At 70.9% G+C, this 17,385-nt stretch carries 12 protein-coding genes and 1 pseudogene; 8 read left to right on the forward strand and 5 right to left on the reverse strand.

From position 1 onward, the window contains the following. Nucleotides 1-108 precede the first annotated feature (108 nt). Both CAP_RS02285 and CAP_RS02290 read left to right on the forward strand, forming a co-directional pair. Entirely contained in the window at nucleotides 109-4,194 is a 4,086-nt protein-coding gene (locus CAP_RS02285) for a CheR family methyltransferase (protein WP_081864470.1), read from the forward strand. Then, nucleotides 4,194-5,024 carry a DNA alkylation repair protein gene (locus CAP_RS02290; RefSeq protein ID WP_081864471.1) on the forward strand — a complete coding sequence of 277 codons (831 nt, stop codon included), beginning with the start codon at nucleotides 4,194-4,196 and terminating at the stop codon, nucleotides 5,022-5,024. Before CAP_RS02285 ends, CAP_RS02290 begins: the two co-directional genes overlap by 1 nt. Nucleotides 5,025-5,071: 47 nt before the next feature. Here the strand turns inward: CAP_RS02290 and CAP_RS49725 are convergent, their stop codons facing one another. Then, nucleotides 5,072-5,560, reverse strand: a complete 489-nt coding sequence (locus tag CAP_RS49725) for a hypothetical protein (RefSeq protein ID WP_156040423.1) — start codon at nucleotides 5,558-5,560, stop codon at nucleotides 5,072-5,074. A gap of 41 nt (nucleotides 5,561-5,601) precedes the next feature. After that, on the reverse strand, nucleotides 5,602-6,189 hold the full coding sequence (locus tag CAP_RS53250) for a single-stranded DNA-binding protein (RefSeq protein WP_052373978.1): 588 nt from the start codon (nucleotides 6,187-6,189) through the stop codon (nucleotides 5,602-5,604). Between CAP_RS53250 and CAP_RS49730 the strand changes: the two genes are divergently transcribed. After that, entirely contained in the window at nucleotides 6,188-6,352 is a 165-nt protein-coding gene (locus tag CAP_RS49730; protein ID WP_156040424.1) for a hypothetical protein, read from the forward strand. The genes CAP_RS53250 and CAP_RS49730 overlap by 2 nt on opposite strands. 25 nt (nucleotides 6,353-6,377) lie before the next feature. Here CAP_RS49730 and recA read toward each other — a convergent pair whose 3' ends face one another. Both recA and CAP_RS02310 read right to left on the reverse strand, forming a co-directional pair. Beyond that, nucleotides 6,378-7,409 (reverse strand): recombinase RecA, encoded by a 1,032-nt coding sequence (gene recA / locus CAP_RS02305; RefSeq protein WP_231511052.1) that lies wholly within the window; start codon nucleotides 7,407-7,409, stop codon nucleotides 6,378-6,380. Between the two features lie 180 nt (nucleotides 7,410-7,589). Continuing rightward, nucleotides 7,590-9,158: a YifB family Mg chelatase-like AAA ATPase gene (locus CAP_RS02310; protein ID WP_044235517.1), complete on the reverse strand. Its 1,569-nt coding sequence runs from the start codon at nucleotides 9,156-9,158 to the stop codon at nucleotides 7,590-7,592. A 471-nt stretch (nucleotides 9,159-9,629) separates the two neighbouring features. On the opposite strand from CAP_RS02310, the gene CAP_RS53255 reads away from it, so the two are divergent. The 3 genes and pseudogenes from CAP_RS53255 to CAP_RS53265 all read left to right on the forward strand — a co-directional run bounded on the left by CAP_RS53255 (nucleotide 9,630) and on the right by CAP_RS53265 (nucleotide 11,972). Beyond that, nucleotides 9,630-10,235, forward strand: coding sequence for a hypothetical protein (locus CAP_RS53255; protein ID WP_231511032.1), 606 nt, complete (start codon nucleotides 9,630-9,632; stop codon nucleotides 10,233-10,235). 64 nt (nucleotides 10,236-10,299) lie between these two features. After that, nucleotides 10,300-10,632, forward strand: a pseudogene (locus CAP_RS55625) (FG-GAP repeat protein); the annotation flags it as partial. An 80-nt stretch (nucleotides 10,633-10,712) separates the two neighbouring features. After that, nucleotides 10,713-11,972: a hypothetical protein gene (locus tag CAP_RS53265; RefSeq protein WP_044235522.1), complete on the forward strand. Its 1,260-nt coding sequence runs from the start codon at nucleotides 10,713-10,715 to the stop codon at nucleotides 11,970-11,972. A 28-nt stretch (nucleotides 11,973-12,000) separates the two neighbouring features. On the opposite strand, the gene CAP_RS02325 is transcribed toward CAP_RS53265, so the two are convergent. After that, a complete protein-coding gene (locus CAP_RS02325) occupies nucleotides 12,001-12,909 on the reverse strand; it encodes a hypothetical protein (RefSeq protein ID WP_044235524.1) in 909 nt (302 codons plus the stop codon). Nucleotides 12,910-13,007: 98 nt separating this feature from the next. Here CAP_RS02325 and CAP_RS02330 point away from each other — a divergent pair, with 98 nt between their 5' ends. Both CAP_RS02330 and CAP_RS02335 read left to right on the forward strand, forming a co-directional pair. After that, nucleotides 13,008-15,203: a type VI secretion system Vgr family protein gene (locus CAP_RS02330; protein WP_044235526.1), complete on the forward strand. Its 2,196-nt coding sequence runs from the start codon at nucleotides 13,008-13,010 to the stop codon at nucleotides 15,201-15,203. Further along, nucleotides 15,200-17,380, forward strand: a complete 2,181-nt coding sequence (locus CAP_RS02335) for a type VI secretion system Vgr family protein (protein ID WP_044235528.1) — start codon at nucleotides 15,200-15,202, stop codon at nucleotides 17,378-17,380. The genes CAP_RS02330 and CAP_RS02335 overlap by 4 nt, the downstream gene beginning before the upstream one ends. Nucleotides 17,381-17,385: the final 5 nt, after the last annotated feature.

A 17,385-nucleotide genomic window follows, 5' to 3' on the forward strand; every position in this document is an offset into this window, starting at 1 on the left:
CGGAAGGTCATGGCTCTGCGTAGCTGTCAGAATTTCCCTGAAGGCACGTGACAGCGCGTGATGGAGGTCACGGGCACCCCCGACCCCGATCTGTTGTAGAGAGACAGAATGTCGGAGATGACGAGGAAGGCCGAGGGAAGTGCGGCCGGCCGTCGCGCGATGGAGCGGCCTCTCGTGGTCGGGCTGGGGACGTCTGCGAGCGAGCTGCATGCCCTGCACACCTTCCTCGGGAGCGTGCCCGCAGGGAGCGGGACGGCGTTCGTGCTGATGATGCAGCCAGATCCACAACAGGCTGCCACGCGCGACGACGCCGTCGATGCACAGGCGGCGCGCGCGCTCACGGAGCTGGCCAGCGCCGCGCGGATCCCGGTGGTCGAGGCCGCCGATGGGACGCTGCTCGAGGCAGACCGCATCTACTCGGTCCCCGCGCACACGGTGGTGGTGCTGGAGGACGGGGTGCTGCGCCTCGGTCCGAAGGATCAGCCCGAGGAGCAGCAGGCGGCGATCGATCGGTTCCTCTACTCCCTGGCGCGGGATCAACGGGACAGGTCGGTGGCGGTGATCCTTTCGGGCGCAGGCAGCGACGGAGCGCTGGGGCTCAAGGCCGTGAGCGAGGCCGGGGGGATGACCCTCGTGCAGGATCCCGCCACCGCGCACGAAGGGGGGATGCCCCAGAGCGCCCTGGCGACGGGCGCCGTCGATCGGGTGCTCCCGCCGGCTGAGCTGGCCGCCGAGCTGGTTGCTTACGCGCGCCATCTGCGCGAGTCGAGCGAGGGCCACAGCGACGAGCAGCTCCGGGACCAGGTGGAGGCCGCGCTGCCGACCGTTTGTGAGATCCTGTTCCAGGCTACCGGGCACAATTTCCGGCACTACAAGAACAGCACCCTGATCCGCCGCACCCTCCGGCGCGTGCAGGTCCTGCGTCTGGGATCGGCCCGTGAGTACGTGGAGCGGTTGCGCGCGGATCCGCCCGAGATCCAGCAGCTGTTCAAGGATATGCTCATCGGCGTCACAGCATTCTTCCGCGACCCCGACGCGTTCGACGTCCTCTCCCGGACCGTCATCCCCAGGCTGTTCGAGGAGCGCTCGCCGGACACGCAGGTGCGCATCTGGATCCCGGGCTGCGCCACCGGCGAAGAGGCCTACACGATGGCCATGGTCATCTGTGAGCACCTCGACCGGGTGCCGCTGCCCCCGGAGGTGCAGATCTTCGCGACCGACATCGACGAGCACGCCATCTCGACCGCGCGCCAGGGGATCTACCCGCTGGGCATCGCCGACGAGCTGTCCCCCGAGCGGCTCCGGCGCTTCTTCGTGAAGAAGGGCCAGCACTACCACGTCTCGAAGGAGATCCGCGATCTGTGCCTCTTCTCCGTGCACAACCTGATCAACGATCCCCCCTTCTCGAAGCTCGATCTGATCTCGTGCCGCAACCTGCTCATCTACCTCGGTGAGCACCTGCAGCGGAAGCTCATCCCCCTCTTCCACTACGCCCTCAAGCCCGGCGGGTATCTGTTCCTCGGGCCCTCGGAGGGGATCAACAACCACCGGGAGCTCTTCCGGCCCCTCGACAGCCGCCACCGCATCTCGCAGCGGCTCCCCACGGCCATCAACCCGACCGGGCTCCTCGTCGAGCGCGACGCGGCCCCCACCTCGGCGCGCCCTCCCAACGTGCCCACCCCGTCGGAGGCCGACACCTACCTGATCATGCAGCGCATCATCCTCGACGAGTTCGCCCCGAAGTCGGTGGTGGTCACGGAGGAGGGTCAGATCATCTGCGCGTCGGGCAGCCTGGAGAAATACCTCACGGTCTCCGCGGGCGTGTTCCACAACAACGTGGTCCGCCTGGCGCGCGAGGGGCTGCGGGTCGGCCTCCGGACGGCCCTCGCCGAGGCGTCGACCGCGTGCCGGCGCGTGGTGCGCGAGGGGCTCTCCGTGCGCACCGAGGCGGGCGTGCAGCAGATCCTGCTCACGGTGCAGCCCATGCCGCAGATGGGCGAGATGTGCGGGCTGTCCGTGGTGGTGTTCCAGGACGTGGGCCCGCCCCTGCCCCGCGACGAGCAGCCGCGCTCGATGGCCAACGACGACGCCTCGGCGATCATCGACCAGCTCGAAAGGGAGCTGGAGACCACCCGGGGCAACCTGGAGAAGACGGTCCAGGAGCTGGAAGCGGCCAACGAGGACCTGAAGTCCTCGAACGAGGAGCTGCTCTCCATGAACGAGGAACTCCAGTCCGCCAACGAGGAGCTGGAGACCTCCAAGGAGGAGGTCCAGCAGGCGAACGAGGCGCTCGCGCGCGCGAACAGCGATCTCGAGAACCTCCTCGCCAGCACCCAGATCGCCACCCTGTTCCTCGACGAGGCGGGCAACGTGCGCCGGGGGACCCAGGAGATCACCGGCATCTACAACGTGCTGCCCACCGACGTGGGCAGGCCGCTCAGTCACTTCACCCACCGCGCGCGGCACATGCCTTCCCTCCCCGATCCGGAGGCGGTGCGCGAGGCGGCGAAGCCGCTGGTCGACGAGGTGGAGACGCTGGAGGGCACCTGGTACCTGCGGCGGGTCCTGCCGTACCGCACTCCCCTCGGCCGGGAAGAGGGCATCGTCGTCACCTTCACCGACGTGACCGAGCGCAAGCGCGCCGAGGAGGCGCTCCGCCAGAGCGAGGAGCGCTTCCGGGCGATGGCCGAGACCGTGCCCGACATCCTGTTCACGAGCCAGCCCGATGGCCGCACGGACTATGCGAACCCGCGCTTCTACGAGTACACGGGCCTGCCCGCCGAGGCGGTGGTGAGCACGGCCTGGGCCGACGCCGTCCACCCCGAGGACCAGGGGCGGCGCCAGCAGCACTGGAGCGAGGCGGTGAAGACCGGCCAGGCCTTCGAGCTGAGTTACCGGCTCCGCGCCGCCGACGGGACGTACCGATGGTTCCAGTCCCGCGCCCGGCCCATCCACGATCAGCAGGGGCAGCTCAGCAAGTGGTTCGGGGCCTGCTCCGACATCGAGGAGCTGGTCCAGACCCAGGCCGCCCTGAAGGAGGCCGACCGCCGCAAGGACGAGTTCCTGGCCACGCTCGCCCACGAGCTGCGCAACCCCCTCGCCCCCATCCGCAACGTGGTGCAGATCCTCCACGTGAAGGAGCCCTCCGCGTCCGAGGTGCACCTGGCGCGGAGCATCATCGACCGGCAGGTGGAGCACCTCACCCGGCTCGTGGACGACCTCCTCGACGTCTCGCGGATCACCCGGGGGGCCATCGAGCTGCGCCGGGAGCTGGTCACCCTGGCCGCGATCATCGAGCGCGCCCTGGAGACGAGCCGGCCGGTCATCGAGGCCTTCCGTCACCAGCTCACCGTCACCTTGCCCGTCGAGTCCCTGGTGCTCGACGCCGACGCGACGCGCCTCGCCCAGGTGTTCGCGAACCTGCTCCACAACGCCGCCAAGTACACGCCGGAGGGCGGCCGCATCGAGCTGAGCGCCACCATCTCACCCTCCACCTCCGCCTCCGGCTCCGGCTCCGACGTCACCGTGCGCATCCGCGACAACGGCATCGGCATCCCCCAGGAGATGCTCCAGCGCGTCTTCGAGATGTTCGCGCAGGCGGACACCTCCCTCGAACGCGCCCACGGGGGGCTCGGGATCGGCCTCACCATCGCCAAGCGCCTCGTGGAGATGCACGGCGGCACCATCGACGCGACGAGCGCGGGCCAGGGCCAGGGCAGCGATCTCCTGGTGCGCCTGCCGCTCGCGCCGGCGGGCACCGTGCCGCGCGAGGACGACCAGAAGCGCGGCGCGCAGCCGCGCAAGAGCGCCCTGCGGGTGCTGGTGGTCGACGACAACGTGGACTCGGCCGAGAGCCTGGGCATGCTCCTCGAGCTGACGGGCAACGAGGTGGAGATGGCCCACGACGGCGTGGCGGGCCTGGAGGCCGCGCAGCGGCGCCGGCCGGACCTGATGCTGCTCGACATCGGCATGCCGGGCATGAGCGGCTACGAGGTGGCGCAGCGGCTCCGGGCGATGCCGGAGATGAAGGGTGTGCTCCTCGTGGCGATGACCGGCTGGGGCCAGGAAGAGGACCGGCGCCGCTCCAAGGCGGCGGGCTTCGACCACCACCTCGTGAAGCCGGTGGAGCCGAAGCTGCTCTGGAAGATCATCTCCGACCTCGCCGGCCACGAGGTCGCCCTGGAAGGGTTTTGATGGCGCGCGCGCGGCGGGGTACAGCGCGCAAGGACGCGCGTGGGAGCGCGGGCGAGGGCGACCCGCGCGACACGCTGCGCGACACCCTGGGAGAAGGCGGGGTCGCCGCCCTCGCCGAGGACATCGACGCGGCCCTGCGCGCGGCGGGCACCGAGGAGCGCGCCGCCCAGGAGAAGCGCTACCTCAAGAGCGCGCTCGACCACGTGGGCACCACCGTCCCCGAGGTCCGGGCCATCATCACCCGGATCGGGCGGGAGCACCCCGGGATGACCCACGACGAGGTGGTGGCGCTCGCCGAGGCCCTCTGGGCCGTCCCGGTGCACGAGCGCCGCTTCGCCGCCGTCGAGCTGCTCACCCTCTTCGTGGACCGCCTCGGCCCCGCGGACCTCCCCCTCCTCGAACGCCTCCTTCGCACCTCGCGCACCTGGGCCCTCGTCGACGGGCTCGCGCCGAAGGTGGTCGGCCCCCTCGTGGAGCGCCACCCGGAACTCGGCGAGACCCTCGATCGCTGGGCCGAGGACGAGGACTTCTGGATCCGGCGCGCCGCGCTCCTCGCCCTGCTGGAGCCGTTGCGCGCGGGCGGCGGCGACTTCGAGCGCTTCGCGCGCTACGCCGACGCCATGCTGGAGGAGAAGGAGTTCTTCATCCGCAAGGCCATCGGCTGGGTGCTGCGCGAGGTGGGCAAGAAGCGGCCGGAGCGCGTCGTCACCTGGCTCGCCCCCCGCGTGACGAGGGCCGCCGGCCTGACGGTGCGCGAGGCGGTGAAGCACCTCCCGGAGGCGCAGCAGAAGATGCTGCTCACCGCCGCCGCCCGGGCGACCCGACGCTGAGCGGGAGCCTCCCCGCCAGCACGCCCGCCGAGCCTCCCGTCACGCGCTCACTTCGTGTACTCGACGCCCTTCAGGCCCCCGCCGTCCTCCGCCACCGTCACCAGCGCCTGCGCCCCGTACGAGTTCGACTGGAGCCCCGAGCGCACCACCACCAGCCAGGTCGCGTCGCCCTTGCGCGCCACGAGCAGCTCGCACGTCTCGCCCGCAGGGACGCCCGCGCGCGCCTCGGCCTCCCCCACGAAGCGCGCCCGCGCGACGTCGCACCCCCCCGTGTCGAAGTTCCGCTTCGACAGCGCCGTGAGCGCCGTGTTGGCCGCCTTCTTGGGGATGGCGCGGTTCTCGACGAGGGGCACCTCCGCTGGCTCACCGCCGGACGTACCGGACGCGCCAGATGTACCGGACGCGCCCGCAGCGTCGGAGGCGCCCGGCGCACCGGCAGCAGCGGGCGGGGATGCGTCGGGCGGCGGCGTTGCCGACCCGCATGCCGTGGCCAGCGCGAGGAGGAGGGGTGCCCACCGGGTCATGGTGACGATCACCCCGCCATCCTAGGCCGCCGCGAGGTCCCTTGAAAGAAGCCTCAGTAGGGCATCTCTTCCATCAGCGGCGGCGGTGAAGCCCGCGACCCTGCGCCCTTCCGCCCAGCGCGTCGCCCCTCCTGCGCCCGCGGCAGCTCCTCCACCCCGGGCTCTCCGGGCTCTCCGGGCATCCGCGGCACGCCTGGCATCCCGGGCATCCCGGGCATCCCGGGCACCCCGAGCATTGCGGGCACGCCGAGCCCACCCGCCGCTCCGCCCGCATCCGGCGGCGGCACCTCCTCGGGGGGCGCGGGCGGGTGCCGCCGCCCCGTGAAGCGCACCTCCCGCGCCATCACCTCGGTCCGCCACCGCTTCACGCCGTCCTTCTCGTACGACGTCGTGCGCAGCGCCCCCTCGACGAGCACGCATTCCCCCTTGGACAGGAGCCTCCCCAGCGCCTCTGCCCGCGCGCCCCACACCACCACGCTGTGCCACTCGGTCCGCTCCTGCACCTCCCGGTTGCGGTCCAGGAAGCTCTCGTTCGTGGCCAGCCGCATGCTCAGGAGCGGCACCCCGCTCGCCGTGTACCGCAGCTCCGGGTCAGCCCCCAGGTTCCCGAGCAGCGTCACCCTGTTCATTCCTTCGTTCATGGTCCGTTCCTCCTCGCTTCGTTCCGGTGCTTCTTCTCGCGACGCCGCGCGCTTCCACATCACGCGCGCCGCCCTCGTCAACGTCGATTGCGCGCTCAGGAGCCGTGCGCTCGCCATCCGCGCGCTCGAACGCCACGCCTTCGCCGGTCTCATGGTCCTCTGACCTCCTCTGACCTCCTCGCGCCTCCTCACGCCACCGCCGCCTCGCTCCCGCTCCCGCCGCCCCTCCTCCGGGCGGGCGTCACGGCCTCCACCCCCGCGCGGATCGCCGCCATCAGCGCCGGCTTCGCCAGGAGCGCCTCCCGCGCCCGCTCCCTCCCCTGCCCCAGGTGCTCCCCGCCGAAGGACAGGTGCGCCCCGCTCTTCTCCACCACCCCGAGCTGGCAGGCGTGATCCAGGAGGTCCGCCGCCGCATCCACCCCCATTCCCCAGCGGATGTCGAACTCCGCCTCCCGGAACGGGGGAGACAGCTTGTTCTTCACGCATTTGACCCGCGTCCGCGATCCCACCGGATCGTCGCCCACCTTCACCGGCCCCACCCGCCGCACGTCGAGCCGCACGCTCGCGTAGAACTTCAGCGCGTTGCCGCCGGTGGTCGTCTCCGGGTTGCCGAACACCACCCCGATCTTCTGGCGGAGCTGGTTGATGAAGATCAGCGCCGTGTCCGTGCGGTGCGCAATCCCCGTGAGCTTGCGCAGCGCCTGGCTCATCAGCCGCGCCTGCAGCCCCATGTGCGGCTCCCCCATGTCGCCCTCGATCTCGGCCTTGGGCGTCAGCGCCGCGACCGAGTCGACGACCACCACGTCCACCGCCCCCGAGCGCGTGAGCATCTCCACAATCTCCAGCGCCTGCTCCCCGCTGTCCGGCTGCGACACCAGGAGCCGCTCGGTGTCGACCCCGATGGCCCGCGCGTACGTCACGTCGAAGGCGTGCTCCGCGTCGATGAACGCCGCGACCCCGCCCGCCCGCTGCGCTTCCCGGATGGCGTGGAGCGTCAGCGTCGTCTTGCCCGACGACTCCGGCCCGTAGATCTCCACCACCCGCCCGCGCGGATACCCGCCGATCCCCAGCGCCGCGTCGAGCGCCATCGATCCGCTGGGGATCACGTTGATGTCGTGCACGCCGTCCTCACCTTCCAGCGACATGATCGCCCCCTTGCCGAACTGCTTCTCGATCGAGCCCACGATGGTCTTCACGGTCCGAACCTTCTCCGCGGTCATGCTGTTCATGGTCTCTCCTGTCCTTTCCTGCGATTTCATGGAATGCCTTGTGATTTCCGTTGCTGGTCGCCATTGCCGGTGGCCATTGACGTGGCCAATGGCCATCACCCATGGCCGTCGTGAATCGTCGCCGTGCGCGCTGCCGCCTCTCCGTGCCGCTCCCCGCTGCTCCCCGCCTCGTCACGTCTCCGCGGCGAGGGGCGCTGCCGCGCTGATCTCCCGGTCGAGGAGCCGCATCCCGATCGCCTCGGCCACGTGGATCGCCCCCACCCCTTCGCTCCCCGCGAGGTCGGCCAGCGTGCGCGAGACCCGCAGCACCTTCCCGTAGGCGCGCGCCGACAGCCCGAGCCGCTCCACCGCCCTCGCCAGGAGCGCCGTCCCCTCGGCGTCGGGCGCCGCCACCCGCGCCAGATCCCGCGGACCGAGCGCTGCATTGAGCGGCGTCGATGCCTCCCCCCGTGCGCACCGCGCCGCCTGCACGGCCCGGGCTGCCGTGACCCGCGCCCGCACCGCCGCCGAACTCTCCCCGCGCGCCACGGCGCAGATCTGCGCCACCTCCACGGGCGGCATCGCCACGTGCAGATCGATCCGGTCGAGCAGCGGACCGCTCAGCCGCGCCCGGTACGCCCTCACCCGCTCCACGCTGCAGGCGCAGCGCCTCAGCCTGTCCCCGGCGAACCCGCACGGGCACGGGTTGGTCGCCGCGAGGAGCAGCGGCCGCGCCGGGAACGTCACCCGCGCCCGCGCGCGTGACAGCGTCACCTGCCCCTCCTCCAGCGGCTGCCGCAGCGCCTCGGTCACGCTCCGCCGGAACTCCAGCAGCTCGTCCAGAAACAGGCACCCGTGGTGCGCGAGCGACACCTCCCCGGGGCGCACCGGGTCGCCTCCCCCGATCAGGCCCGCCACGCTCACCGTGTGGTGCGGCGCGCGGAACGGCCGCGCCGCGACGATGCCCCGGTCCGCCGAGAGCAGCCCCGCGACCGAGTGGATCGCCGTCAGCTCCAGCGACTCCTCGAACGACAGCGGCGGCAAGAGCCCCGGCAGGCGCCGCGCCAGCATCGTCTTCCCCGACCCTGGTGGCCCCACCAGCAGCAGGTTGTGCCCCCCGGCCGCAGCCACCTCCAGCGCCCGCCGCGCCGCGTGCTGCCCGCACACGTCGGCCAGATCCAGCCCCTCGTCCCCCGCCTCCGCGCCGACCGTCGGCGCCTCCCCTGGCCCGTCCAGCGCCTTCCCCGCCGCGAGGTGCGCCACCAGCTCCTTGAGGTGCCCCACCACGCGCACCTCGATCCCTTGGATGCTCGCCAGGCTCGCCGCCTCCCGCGCATTGCCCCGCGGCACGATGGCCCTCGGCACCCCGCGCGCCGCCGCCCCCCGCAGCGCCGCGAGCACCCCGCGCACCGGCTGCACCGCGCCCGACAGCGACAGCTCCCCGAGCAGCCCCACCTGCTCCAGCGCCTCCACCGGGATCCGCCGCAGCGCCGCCAGCGTCGCCGCCGCAATGGCGAGGTCGTAGGCGCCCCCGCTCTTGCGCAGATCCGCCGGCGCCAGGTTGACGGTGATCACGTATTCGTCGAGCTCGATGCCGCACTGCTGCAGCGCCGCCCGGACCCGCACCCGGCTCTCGCGCACGCTGGCCTCGGGCAGGCCCACCATCTGGAACGACGCAGGCCCGCGGCCCGAGTCGACCTCCACGCGGATCGGATAGGCGTCGAGTCCCTGAAGGCAGAAGGTCAGCGCAGCGGCTTGCATGCCGGAGCTTCTTCGCGAATCCCGTGCCACGCGCCGCGCCGCGCGTTTCCCGTCATTTCCTCGGGCGCCGAGGTGTCGAACGTGGCGCCACCCCTGTCGGCCGCCACCTCCACGAGCGCCGGACCGCGGGCGCGTGGATTCCGGTCATCAGGAATTGAAGCCGTAGCGGCAGCGCAGCTCCGGGCGCCTTCGTGGCCCTTACCTCGATGCAGAAAGTGGCGATAGCCTGGGCACCATGGGGAAATCTCGCGCGCCCCGGTGCGAACCTCATGCGAGCCGCTATCGCAAGCACGGGCTCTGTACAGCGCCCTCGCCGTGGCGTTGCTGTCCGTGGCCGCATCCTGTGATGCGGACCGGGGCCCCGGGGGGGCTCTGGAGGCGTCCGGGTCTCGCGTGACGCAGGAGCCGCAGAACGCTGACCCCTCGCAGGCCGCGACGTCCAGGGAGCAGCGTGCGGCGTACCTCGCCTCCGTGCAGCGAGAAGCCCCGGAGGCGTACACAGCGCGCGCCCTGGAGCCCGGGCGCATCCGGGCAGAGAACCTCGCGCAGCGCTTCGTGACCGACCTCGATCGCGCCGGGGCGCTCGTCTCGTCCGACGCGGAGCCCTGGTCGCTCTCGATGCGCGCGACCGCGATCGGGTGCGAGGGATCCATGTCCCCGCTCGCGGAGGCGGAGCCCGAGGCCGAGGGGAACCGGGTGCGTTACCGCCACGAGGGGAGCGTCGAGGCCTGGTACCTCAACGGGCCGCTGGGGCTGGAGCAGGGGTTCGTCGTGCCAGCGGCGCCCTCGTGCAGCGGGACGAAGGTGGTCACGCTCGACCTCGACGGGGATCTGCGCGCAGCGCTCGACGATCCGGACGGCGACGGCCGCGGGGGAGTCTCTCCACCTGCTCGACGCCGACGACCGCCCCGCGCTCGCGTACACCGACCTGTTCGTGAAGGACGCCCGAGGCAAGGCGCTGCCTGCCTGGCTCTCGGTGGGCGCGGGGCAGCTCTCCATTCACGTCGACGACGCGGGAGCCGCGTATCCCCTGGAGATCGATCCCCTGATCGCGCTCTACAGGGGCGCCATCGCTGATTCTTCCGTGGTGTACGGCGACCTCTATGGCGCCCAGGTGGTGCTCGCGGGAAGCAGGGCGCTCGTGGGAGCGCCGGGAGACGACACCATCGGCAACGACAACGACAACGGCACGGCCCGCATCCTCGTCCTCGACAGTGGTTACGGCTGGCACAGCGAGGCCTTCCTCAGCGCGAGCGACGGAGCCGCCTATGACCGCTTCGGCACCTCGCTCGCGCTCTCGGGGGACACCGCGCTCGTGGGCACCCCGTCGGACAGCGTGGGTGGCGTGAACTCCGGCTCGGTCAGCGTGTTCACCCGGAGCGGCAGCGTCTGGACCGAGCAGGGCAAGCTCACCGCGAGCGACGGGGCGTCCTATAACAACTTCGGCGTTGCGCTCGCGCTCTCGGGGGACACATTGCTCGTGGGCGCGGACGGCGGTGGCCCTGGAAGCTTGCGATCGGGCGCGGTCTACGTGCTCGTGCAGAGCGGCGGCACATGGACCGAGCAGGCCAAGCTCACCGCTACCAGGTCAGGCCGAGGGTCAACGGGGATCCGTGCACGACCGGGGCTCCGTGCACGAGCGGGATCTGCGTCGACGGCATCTGCTGCGACACGGCGTGCGGCGGGGGCAACGACAACGACTGTCAGGCGTGCAGCGTTGCGCGAGGCGCCGCCGTGGACGGGACCTGCGGGCCACGTGCCCTGGGGGCGATCTGCAGCCACGCTGCCGGACCCTGCGACGTCGCGGAGGTGTGCAAGGGCGTGGATATCACGTGCCCCGCGGACGCGGTGGCCGCGGCGGGCACCACCTGCCGCGCGGCGGATGGAGCGTGCGACGTGGCCGAGAGCTGCGACGGTGCGAGCAAGGCCTGCCCCTCGGATGCCAAGGTCGCGCCGGGCACCACCTGCCGCGCCTCCGCGGGCGCGTGCGACGCGGCCGAGAGCTGCGACGGCGTGAGCGGCGTGTGCCCTGCGGATGCCCGGGTCGCGGCGGGAACCCTGTGCCGGGCTGCCGTGGGCCCGTGCGACATCGCAGAGGCCTGCAACGGCAGCGACGTGGCCTGCCCTGGGGACGCCGTGGCCGATGTGACGACGAGCTGCCGTCCTGCGGCAGGCGCCTGCGACATCCCGGAGACGTGCGACGGCTTCAACAAGGCCTGTACGCCGGATCTGGTGGCGCCCCTGGGAGCGCCGTGCCGTCCGGCCGTGGACCCGTGCGACGTCGCCGAGGTGTGCAATGGCATCTGGGTGTACTGCCCTGCAAACGAGAGCGCGCCGGACGGGACGGCCTGCGTCGGAGGGGCGTGCTTCGGCGGCGTCTGCGAGAACGGGAACGGCGGCGGCGGCGCAGGAGGAACCGGCGGCGCTGGCGGTGATGGCGGCGCTGGCGGTGATGGCGGCAGCGGCGGCTGGGGCGGGGGTGGCGGTTCGAGCGCGGGCGGCGGCGGCGCTGGGAACGGTGGCCCGGGAGGAAGCGGCGGTGCAACCAGCACCTCGACCAGCAGCACCTCGACCAGCAGCACCTCGACCGGCGGAAGCGGCGGCGCCACCAGCAGTGGATCCAGCGGTGATAGCAGCGGCCCAGGCGGCAACCCCAGCGGCTTGCAGCCTGACGAGGAAGCCGGCGGCGGTTGCTCCACCACGGGCTTTGCCCCGAGCACGGCGGGCACGCCGAACACCAGAGCACTCGCGGCCTTCGGCTTGATGGCCCTCGGCCTCCTCGCGCGACGGAAGCACCGCGCAGCCCGCGCCTGAGACAGCCACCACACCCTCATGGGGGAGGTCACTGCGCCGGAGCGCCGCGCTTCGTCCAGTAATCGTGGTAGGTGCGGTACAGCTCCTGCCACCGCTCGTACTGCGCTCGATCGCGTTGAAGGCGCTCGCTCCAGGCCGCGCCGATAGCGTCCCGGTTCACCCCGGGATCGAGGCCGTGACGCTGAAAAATCGCTTCGTGTGAGGCCGGGAAGACCGCCAGCTCGGCGCACAACGAAGCGTACTGGTCGAGCGAGAGGGCGGCATCCATCTGCTCCGGCTCCCGCTCCGGCTCCCGCTCAGGGCGTTCCCAGCCTGGCGGATCCACGAAAAGGCGCGGCCGCCTGGTCGAGGTCTGCGCGTCGTCCTCGTCCTCGTCATCCTCTGCGACCGGCAGCGGGAGGTCCTCGTCCACGGGTGGGCGCTCCGCCGGCGCCAGTGGTCGGAGCAGCGTTGGCGAGGGGCTGATGCTGGGCATGGGGCCGGGCTCGCGCAAGAGGATCGCCTCGGCTTCACGCGCGAGCGCGAGATCGGCGCGCAGCCGCCGCGCCCAGTGCTTGTTCAGCCGGATGATGTCCGCGGGACGCATCCCGAGCCCCGCGAGGCAACCCAGGGGATCTTCGCGCGCGGACCAGAGGCGGACGAAATCGAGCCAGGCACGCAGGTCGATGTCGAGCGGTGGAATCGCGCGCCACAAGCGGTCCAGCGCGGCTTCAAAGAATGCGTCATAGGCGTATTCGAGGGAGCCCTCGTCGTCTTCTGCGATGCGGTCCGCCCACAACGCCGACGCCGCATCCCAGGCGCGCACGTCCACACCCTCATTCTGGAGGAGCGCCGAGAGATCGAGCCCTTCGGCGATACCGGCCTGGACATTCGCGTAATCCGCGAGCGTCACGCCGAGGAGGCGCGGGTTCCGAAGCGAAATCGGCACCTTGTCCATATCTTCCCCCGAATTCATCAATGAAAGAGAGGTCGCACGGCCGCCTCTGCACGGCAACGGCGTTCTTCGAGCACCGAAATGAAGTACGATTCATCTCGATGTCCACGGTGGGGGTGAACGTGACGTGCGACGCGCTGCCACCCGGCACCGCAATCGTATCGCTGCACGGCGAAGAAGCGATGAACGCCTTCACGCTCTTCGAGGTGGGCATCGTCTGCGGCGAGGTGCTCGATCGCGCAGCCACGATCGGTGCATCGGCCACCGTGACCTTCATCGACGAAGCAGAGGGGACGACGCGCCTCGTGGGGCTGATCGTCGCAGCCGTCGAGAGCCGGGGCCAAGGGCGGGATGGAGGTGCCTTCGTGCTCGGCCTCCGGCCACCCGAGCATCTCCTGACGCTGCGCTCGAACCACCGCGTCTTCGTCGACAAGACGACCGAGGACATCGTCTCGGAGGTGCTTCGCGACGCTGGCTTCCCGGAGGATCAGGTGGTCTGGAACCTCCGCGGCGCGTACCTGCCGCGCTTCATGGCCGTGCAGTACGGCGAGACGGACTGGGCGTTCATCGAGCGCCTCCTCGCCGAAGAGGGAATTGCCTTCTTTTTCAGCACGACCGACGAAGGAAAGCCCCAGCTCATCCTCTGCGACAATCCGGCTGCGCACGACGACATTGTAGGCACGCCCCTGCTGCCGTTCGAGGACCAGGGAGGAAACCTGCAGATCCGCCATTTCTTCGAGCTGGAGGCGGCGCTCTCGTTCACGCCGAATGCGGTCCACGTCATCGATTACGATCTCCGCGCGCCCGATGTGCCCATCGAGGGCAAGGCGGGAGAAGGCGGGCGCGAGTATTTCGAGTACCCGGCGCGGGTGCTCACCAGTGAGGTGGCGGCCGCGCGCGCCAGGGTGCGCCTCGAGCAGCTCAAGCGCGACGAGGACGCGACCTTCGCTCGCTCGAACTGCATCCGGCTCGGGTCGGGTCGCGCCGTGACGGTCGAGGCGTGCGCCGACGAGTGGATGAACCGCAAGTACCTCATCGTCTCCGCCGAGCACACCATCGTCCTGGGGGCGCGGAGCGAGACGTCGACGCGCGCCTATTCGAACCGGGTCGTCATGGTTCCGCTCGTCGACCGCACGTACCGGCCGGCGGTGGGGCACGCGCGGCCCGCGCTCGCCGGCGTCGCGTCGGCGATCGTGACGGGGGCAGCCGGCGAGGAGATCCACGTCGACGACCTCGCGCGCGTGAAGCTCCGGTATGCGTGGGACCGCGGCGGCAAGACGGACGACACGTCCTCCGCGTGGGTGCGCACCCTGCAGCTCAACATGAGCGGGGCGATGATCCTGCCGCGCGTTGGCTGGGAGGTCCCCGTCGCCCACGTCGACGGAGACCCTGACAGGCCCCTCGTCCTCGGGCGCATGTACAACGCGACCGCCGTCCTGCCCTACGGCATGCCTGGCAAGAAGGCCACGACGACGCTGCAGTCGGCCACCTCGCCCGGGGGCGGATCGACGAACGAGATCCGCATGGCAGACGACGCCGGCGCGCAGGAGTTCTTCATGCACGCGACGAAGGACCAGGAGGTGACCGTCGGCGGGAGCGCCGTCTCGAAGGTGGGCGCGAACGAGACGCACGACGTCGGGCTCTCGCTCATCGCGAAGGTCACGGGTTCGGACACGCACACGGTCGGCGCGTCGCAGACCGTCAACGTCGGCACCGACTACGGGATCACCATCAAGGGAAGCCGCAGCGAGACCGTGGGTGGCGCGGAGTATCAGAAGATCACCGCCAACCGCGTCGTCGGCGTGAAGGGCGGCTACACGGAGATCGTCGGCGCGCTCTACGGCATCCAGTGCAACCAGGCCAACTACTCGGTCAAGGGTGCGTTCACCGAGATCGTCGGGTCGAGCATGGCGCTCGCCGGCGGGCTCGGGGTGAGCGAGACGGTCGTCGCGACGCGAACGGAGCTGGTCGGCGCGGCGAAGAAGCTCGTCACCGCCGGGGCCTATTCGGAGAAGGTGCGCGGGGCCAAGAGCGTCACGGCAGGCGCCACGAAGGAGAAGGCGGGGGGCGGCATCTCGACGGCGGCGAAGGGAGTCGGGGAGATCTCGGTCGGCGGGAGCGTGAAGCTCACCGCGGGGGGCCCGATCGTCCTCGAAGCGCCCTCGATCACGATCGAAGCCGCCAGCCTCGATGCGACGGAGATGAGCCTCTCCGGCGGGACGATGAGGATCAAGAAGGGCAAGAGCAAGTTCAAGGGGACCATCAAGCGCCAGGGCGGCGCGAAGGTGCAGAAGTGACGCGCGCGCCACCCCTGGAAGGGTACGACCTCCAGATCGAGGGCGCCGACGCCACCTGGCGTGTGCTCCGCGTGGCGCGACGGGAGCGGATCCACGCGCCATTCTCATTCGAGCTCGCCTGCGCCGCGGAGGACGGCGACGGCGCCCCCGCCGAGATCGACGAGACAGTGCTCGTCTCCGCGAAGGCCACGCTCACGATCGCGCTCCCCGAGGGGACGGAGCGGACGATCGTGGGCATCGTCGACGCACTTGAGTGCCTGGGCGATGACGTCGTCCTCACGCTCGTCCCCTCGATCGCGCTGCTCGAAGATACCGTCGATTACCAGGTCTTCGTGGATCAGGACGCCCTCCAGATCATCGAAGCCGTGCTCGGGGAGCGAGGCATCACGACCGACAGGCGCGTCGTGCGCGCCCTCGCGAAGCGGTCGCAGTGCGTTCAGGCCTTCGAGAGCGTCCTCGCCTTCGTGTCGAGGCTCTGCGCGGAGGAGGGCATCACCTGGTACCTGCCGCGTGACGCGGCGGATCAGATCGTCCTTTCGGACAGCCCAGGTGGCTTCGACGATCACGAGGGCGTGCCAGAGTTGCCCGTGCGCGGGGGCGCCGGGCTCGTCTCCGGGGAGTCGGTGTTCGACGCCTCGCTCACGGGCGTCCTCGTGTCGGACCGGGTCGCGCTCAGCGATTACGATTTCGAGAAGCCCAGCTTCGATCTCGCGGTCAAGAGCGAGGGAGAGGGCGCGCGCGAACGCTACGAGTTCCCGGGCCATTACCTGGATCCCGACGTCGGCGTCGCCCTCGCGGAGATCCGGCTCGAACAGTACAACGGCCGCGAGACGGTCCTCCGGGCGAAGACGACGAGCCAGAGGCTCGTGCCCGGCTATGTGGTGACGCTCCACGATCCCGAGCGCGACGAGGTCAGCGGGCGGTGGCTCGTCCTGGAGGTGCGCGACGAGATCTCGACCGGACCCGACGGGCTCGCGCACACGTCCGAGATCGTCGCCGTCCCCGCCGCTCACGGCTACCGCGCGCCCCCCGGTGAGGCGCCGCCGCCCGGGGGCGTGCAGACGGCGATCGTGACGGGAACGCCGGGCGCCGAGATCAGCGCGGATCGCTACGGACGAGTCACCGTCTTTCACCGCTGGGACAGGCGCCGGCCCAGGGACGACACCTCCTCCGCCGCACAGCGCGCCGTGCAGCCACCGCTCTCGGGTGGCTTCATGCAGCCGCGCGTCGGCTGGGAGGTGCTCATCGGGTTCTGCGGCCTCTCCGGCGATCCTCCGTTCATCCTCGGCCGCGTCGCCAACGCGACGTCGCCGCCGCCTTCCTCGCTCCCCGGCTACAAGGTCGTGAGCGCGTTCGGCTCGTCCTCGACCCCCGGGGGCGGGAGCGCGAACCTCATCGAGACGGATGACTCGGCTGGCAACGAGGCCATGAATTTCGTGGCGTCGAAGGACTGGAGCGAGCGCACGGAGAGCGACAAGAAGACGACCATCAAGGCAGACGACACCTGGAACGTCGCGGCGGACCGCACGCTCATCGTGGGAAAGGTCCTGAGCAACACCGTCGGGGGGGCTCAGTCTTATGCGATCGGCGCGAATCGGACCGTGAACGTCACCTCGAACCACCTCATCCATGCGGCCTCCGAGTCCGTCGCGATTGGTGGCCTGCGCACGTTCAACGTCGGCGGCGACCACGGAGCCTCGGCCGCGACGCTCTCGCGGCTCGTGGGCGCCGCGAAGGCCGAGGCCGCGATCGAGAGCTCGAACCGCGCGGTCAAGGGTCCTTCGATGGTCGTCGTCGGTGCCTCATGGAACACGGTCGCTGGCGCGAGCGCGAACGTGAGCGTCCTCGGCGCCTCGACCGAGGTCGTCTCCGGCCAGAAGAGCATCAAGGCGTCGCGGGTGGCCATGAACGTGAAGGGCGTCATGAGAGAGACGCTCGCGAGCCGGACCGTCACCGCGGGGGCCGACCGCACCGAGAGCTTCGCCGCCGCGGCGTCGTACAAGGTCGGCGGGTCCGCGAACCTCAAGGGCTCCGAGATCACCGTGCGCGCGACCGCGAAGATCACGCTCAAGGCGGGCGGCGTCACCATCCAGATCACGCCGAGCACGATCACCATCACGGGGAACGTGAAGTCCGCGACCGAGAACGAAGACAAGGGCGAAGCCCATTACCGCTGACGTGA

The organism is Chondromyces apiculatus DSM 436 (assembly GCF_000601485.1).
Lineage (GTDB): Bacteria > Myxococcota_A > Polyangia > Polyangiales > Polyangiaceae > Chondromyces > Chondromyces apiculatus.

Excerpts from the sequence above, each read along its gene's own strand:
- CAP_RS49730 (WP_156040424.1), top strand. The coding sequence starts at position 6,188 with ATGGTCCGTTCCTCCTCGCTTCGTTCCGGTGCTTCTTCTCGCGACGCC.
- CAP_RS02330 (WP_044235526.1), top strand. The coding sequence starts at position 13,008 with ATGTCCACGGTGGGGGTGAACGTGACGTGCGACGCGCTGCCACCCGGC.
- CAP_RS02290 (WP_081864471.1), top strand. The coding sequence starts at position 4,194 with ATGGCGCGCGCGCGGCGGGGTACAGCGCGCAAGGACGCGCGTGGGAGC.
- CAP_RS02285 (WP_081864470.1), top strand. The coding sequence starts at position 109 with ATGTCGGAGATGACGAGGAAGGCCGAGGGAAGTGCGGCCGGCCGTCGC.
- CAP_RS53265 (WP_044235522.1), top strand. The coding sequence starts at position 10,713 with ATGGACCGAGCAGGCCAAGCTCACCGCTACCAGGTCAGGCCGAGGGTC.
- CAP_RS02310 (WP_044235517.1), bottom strand. The coding sequence starts at position 9,158 with ATGCAAGCCGCTGCGCTGACCTTCTGCCTTCAGGGACTCGACGCCTAT.
- CAP_RS53250 (WP_052373978.1), bottom strand. The coding sequence starts at position 6,189 with ATGAACGAAGGAATGAACAGGGTGACGCTGCTCGGGAACCTGGGGGCT.
- recA (WP_231511052.1), bottom strand. The coding sequence starts at position 7,409 with ATGACCGCGGAGAAGGTTCGGACCGTGAAGACCATCGTGGGCTCGATC.
- CAP_RS02325 (WP_044235524.1), bottom strand. The coding sequence starts at position 12,909 with ATGGACAAGGTGCCGATTTCGCTTCGGAACCCGCGCCTCCTCGGCGTG.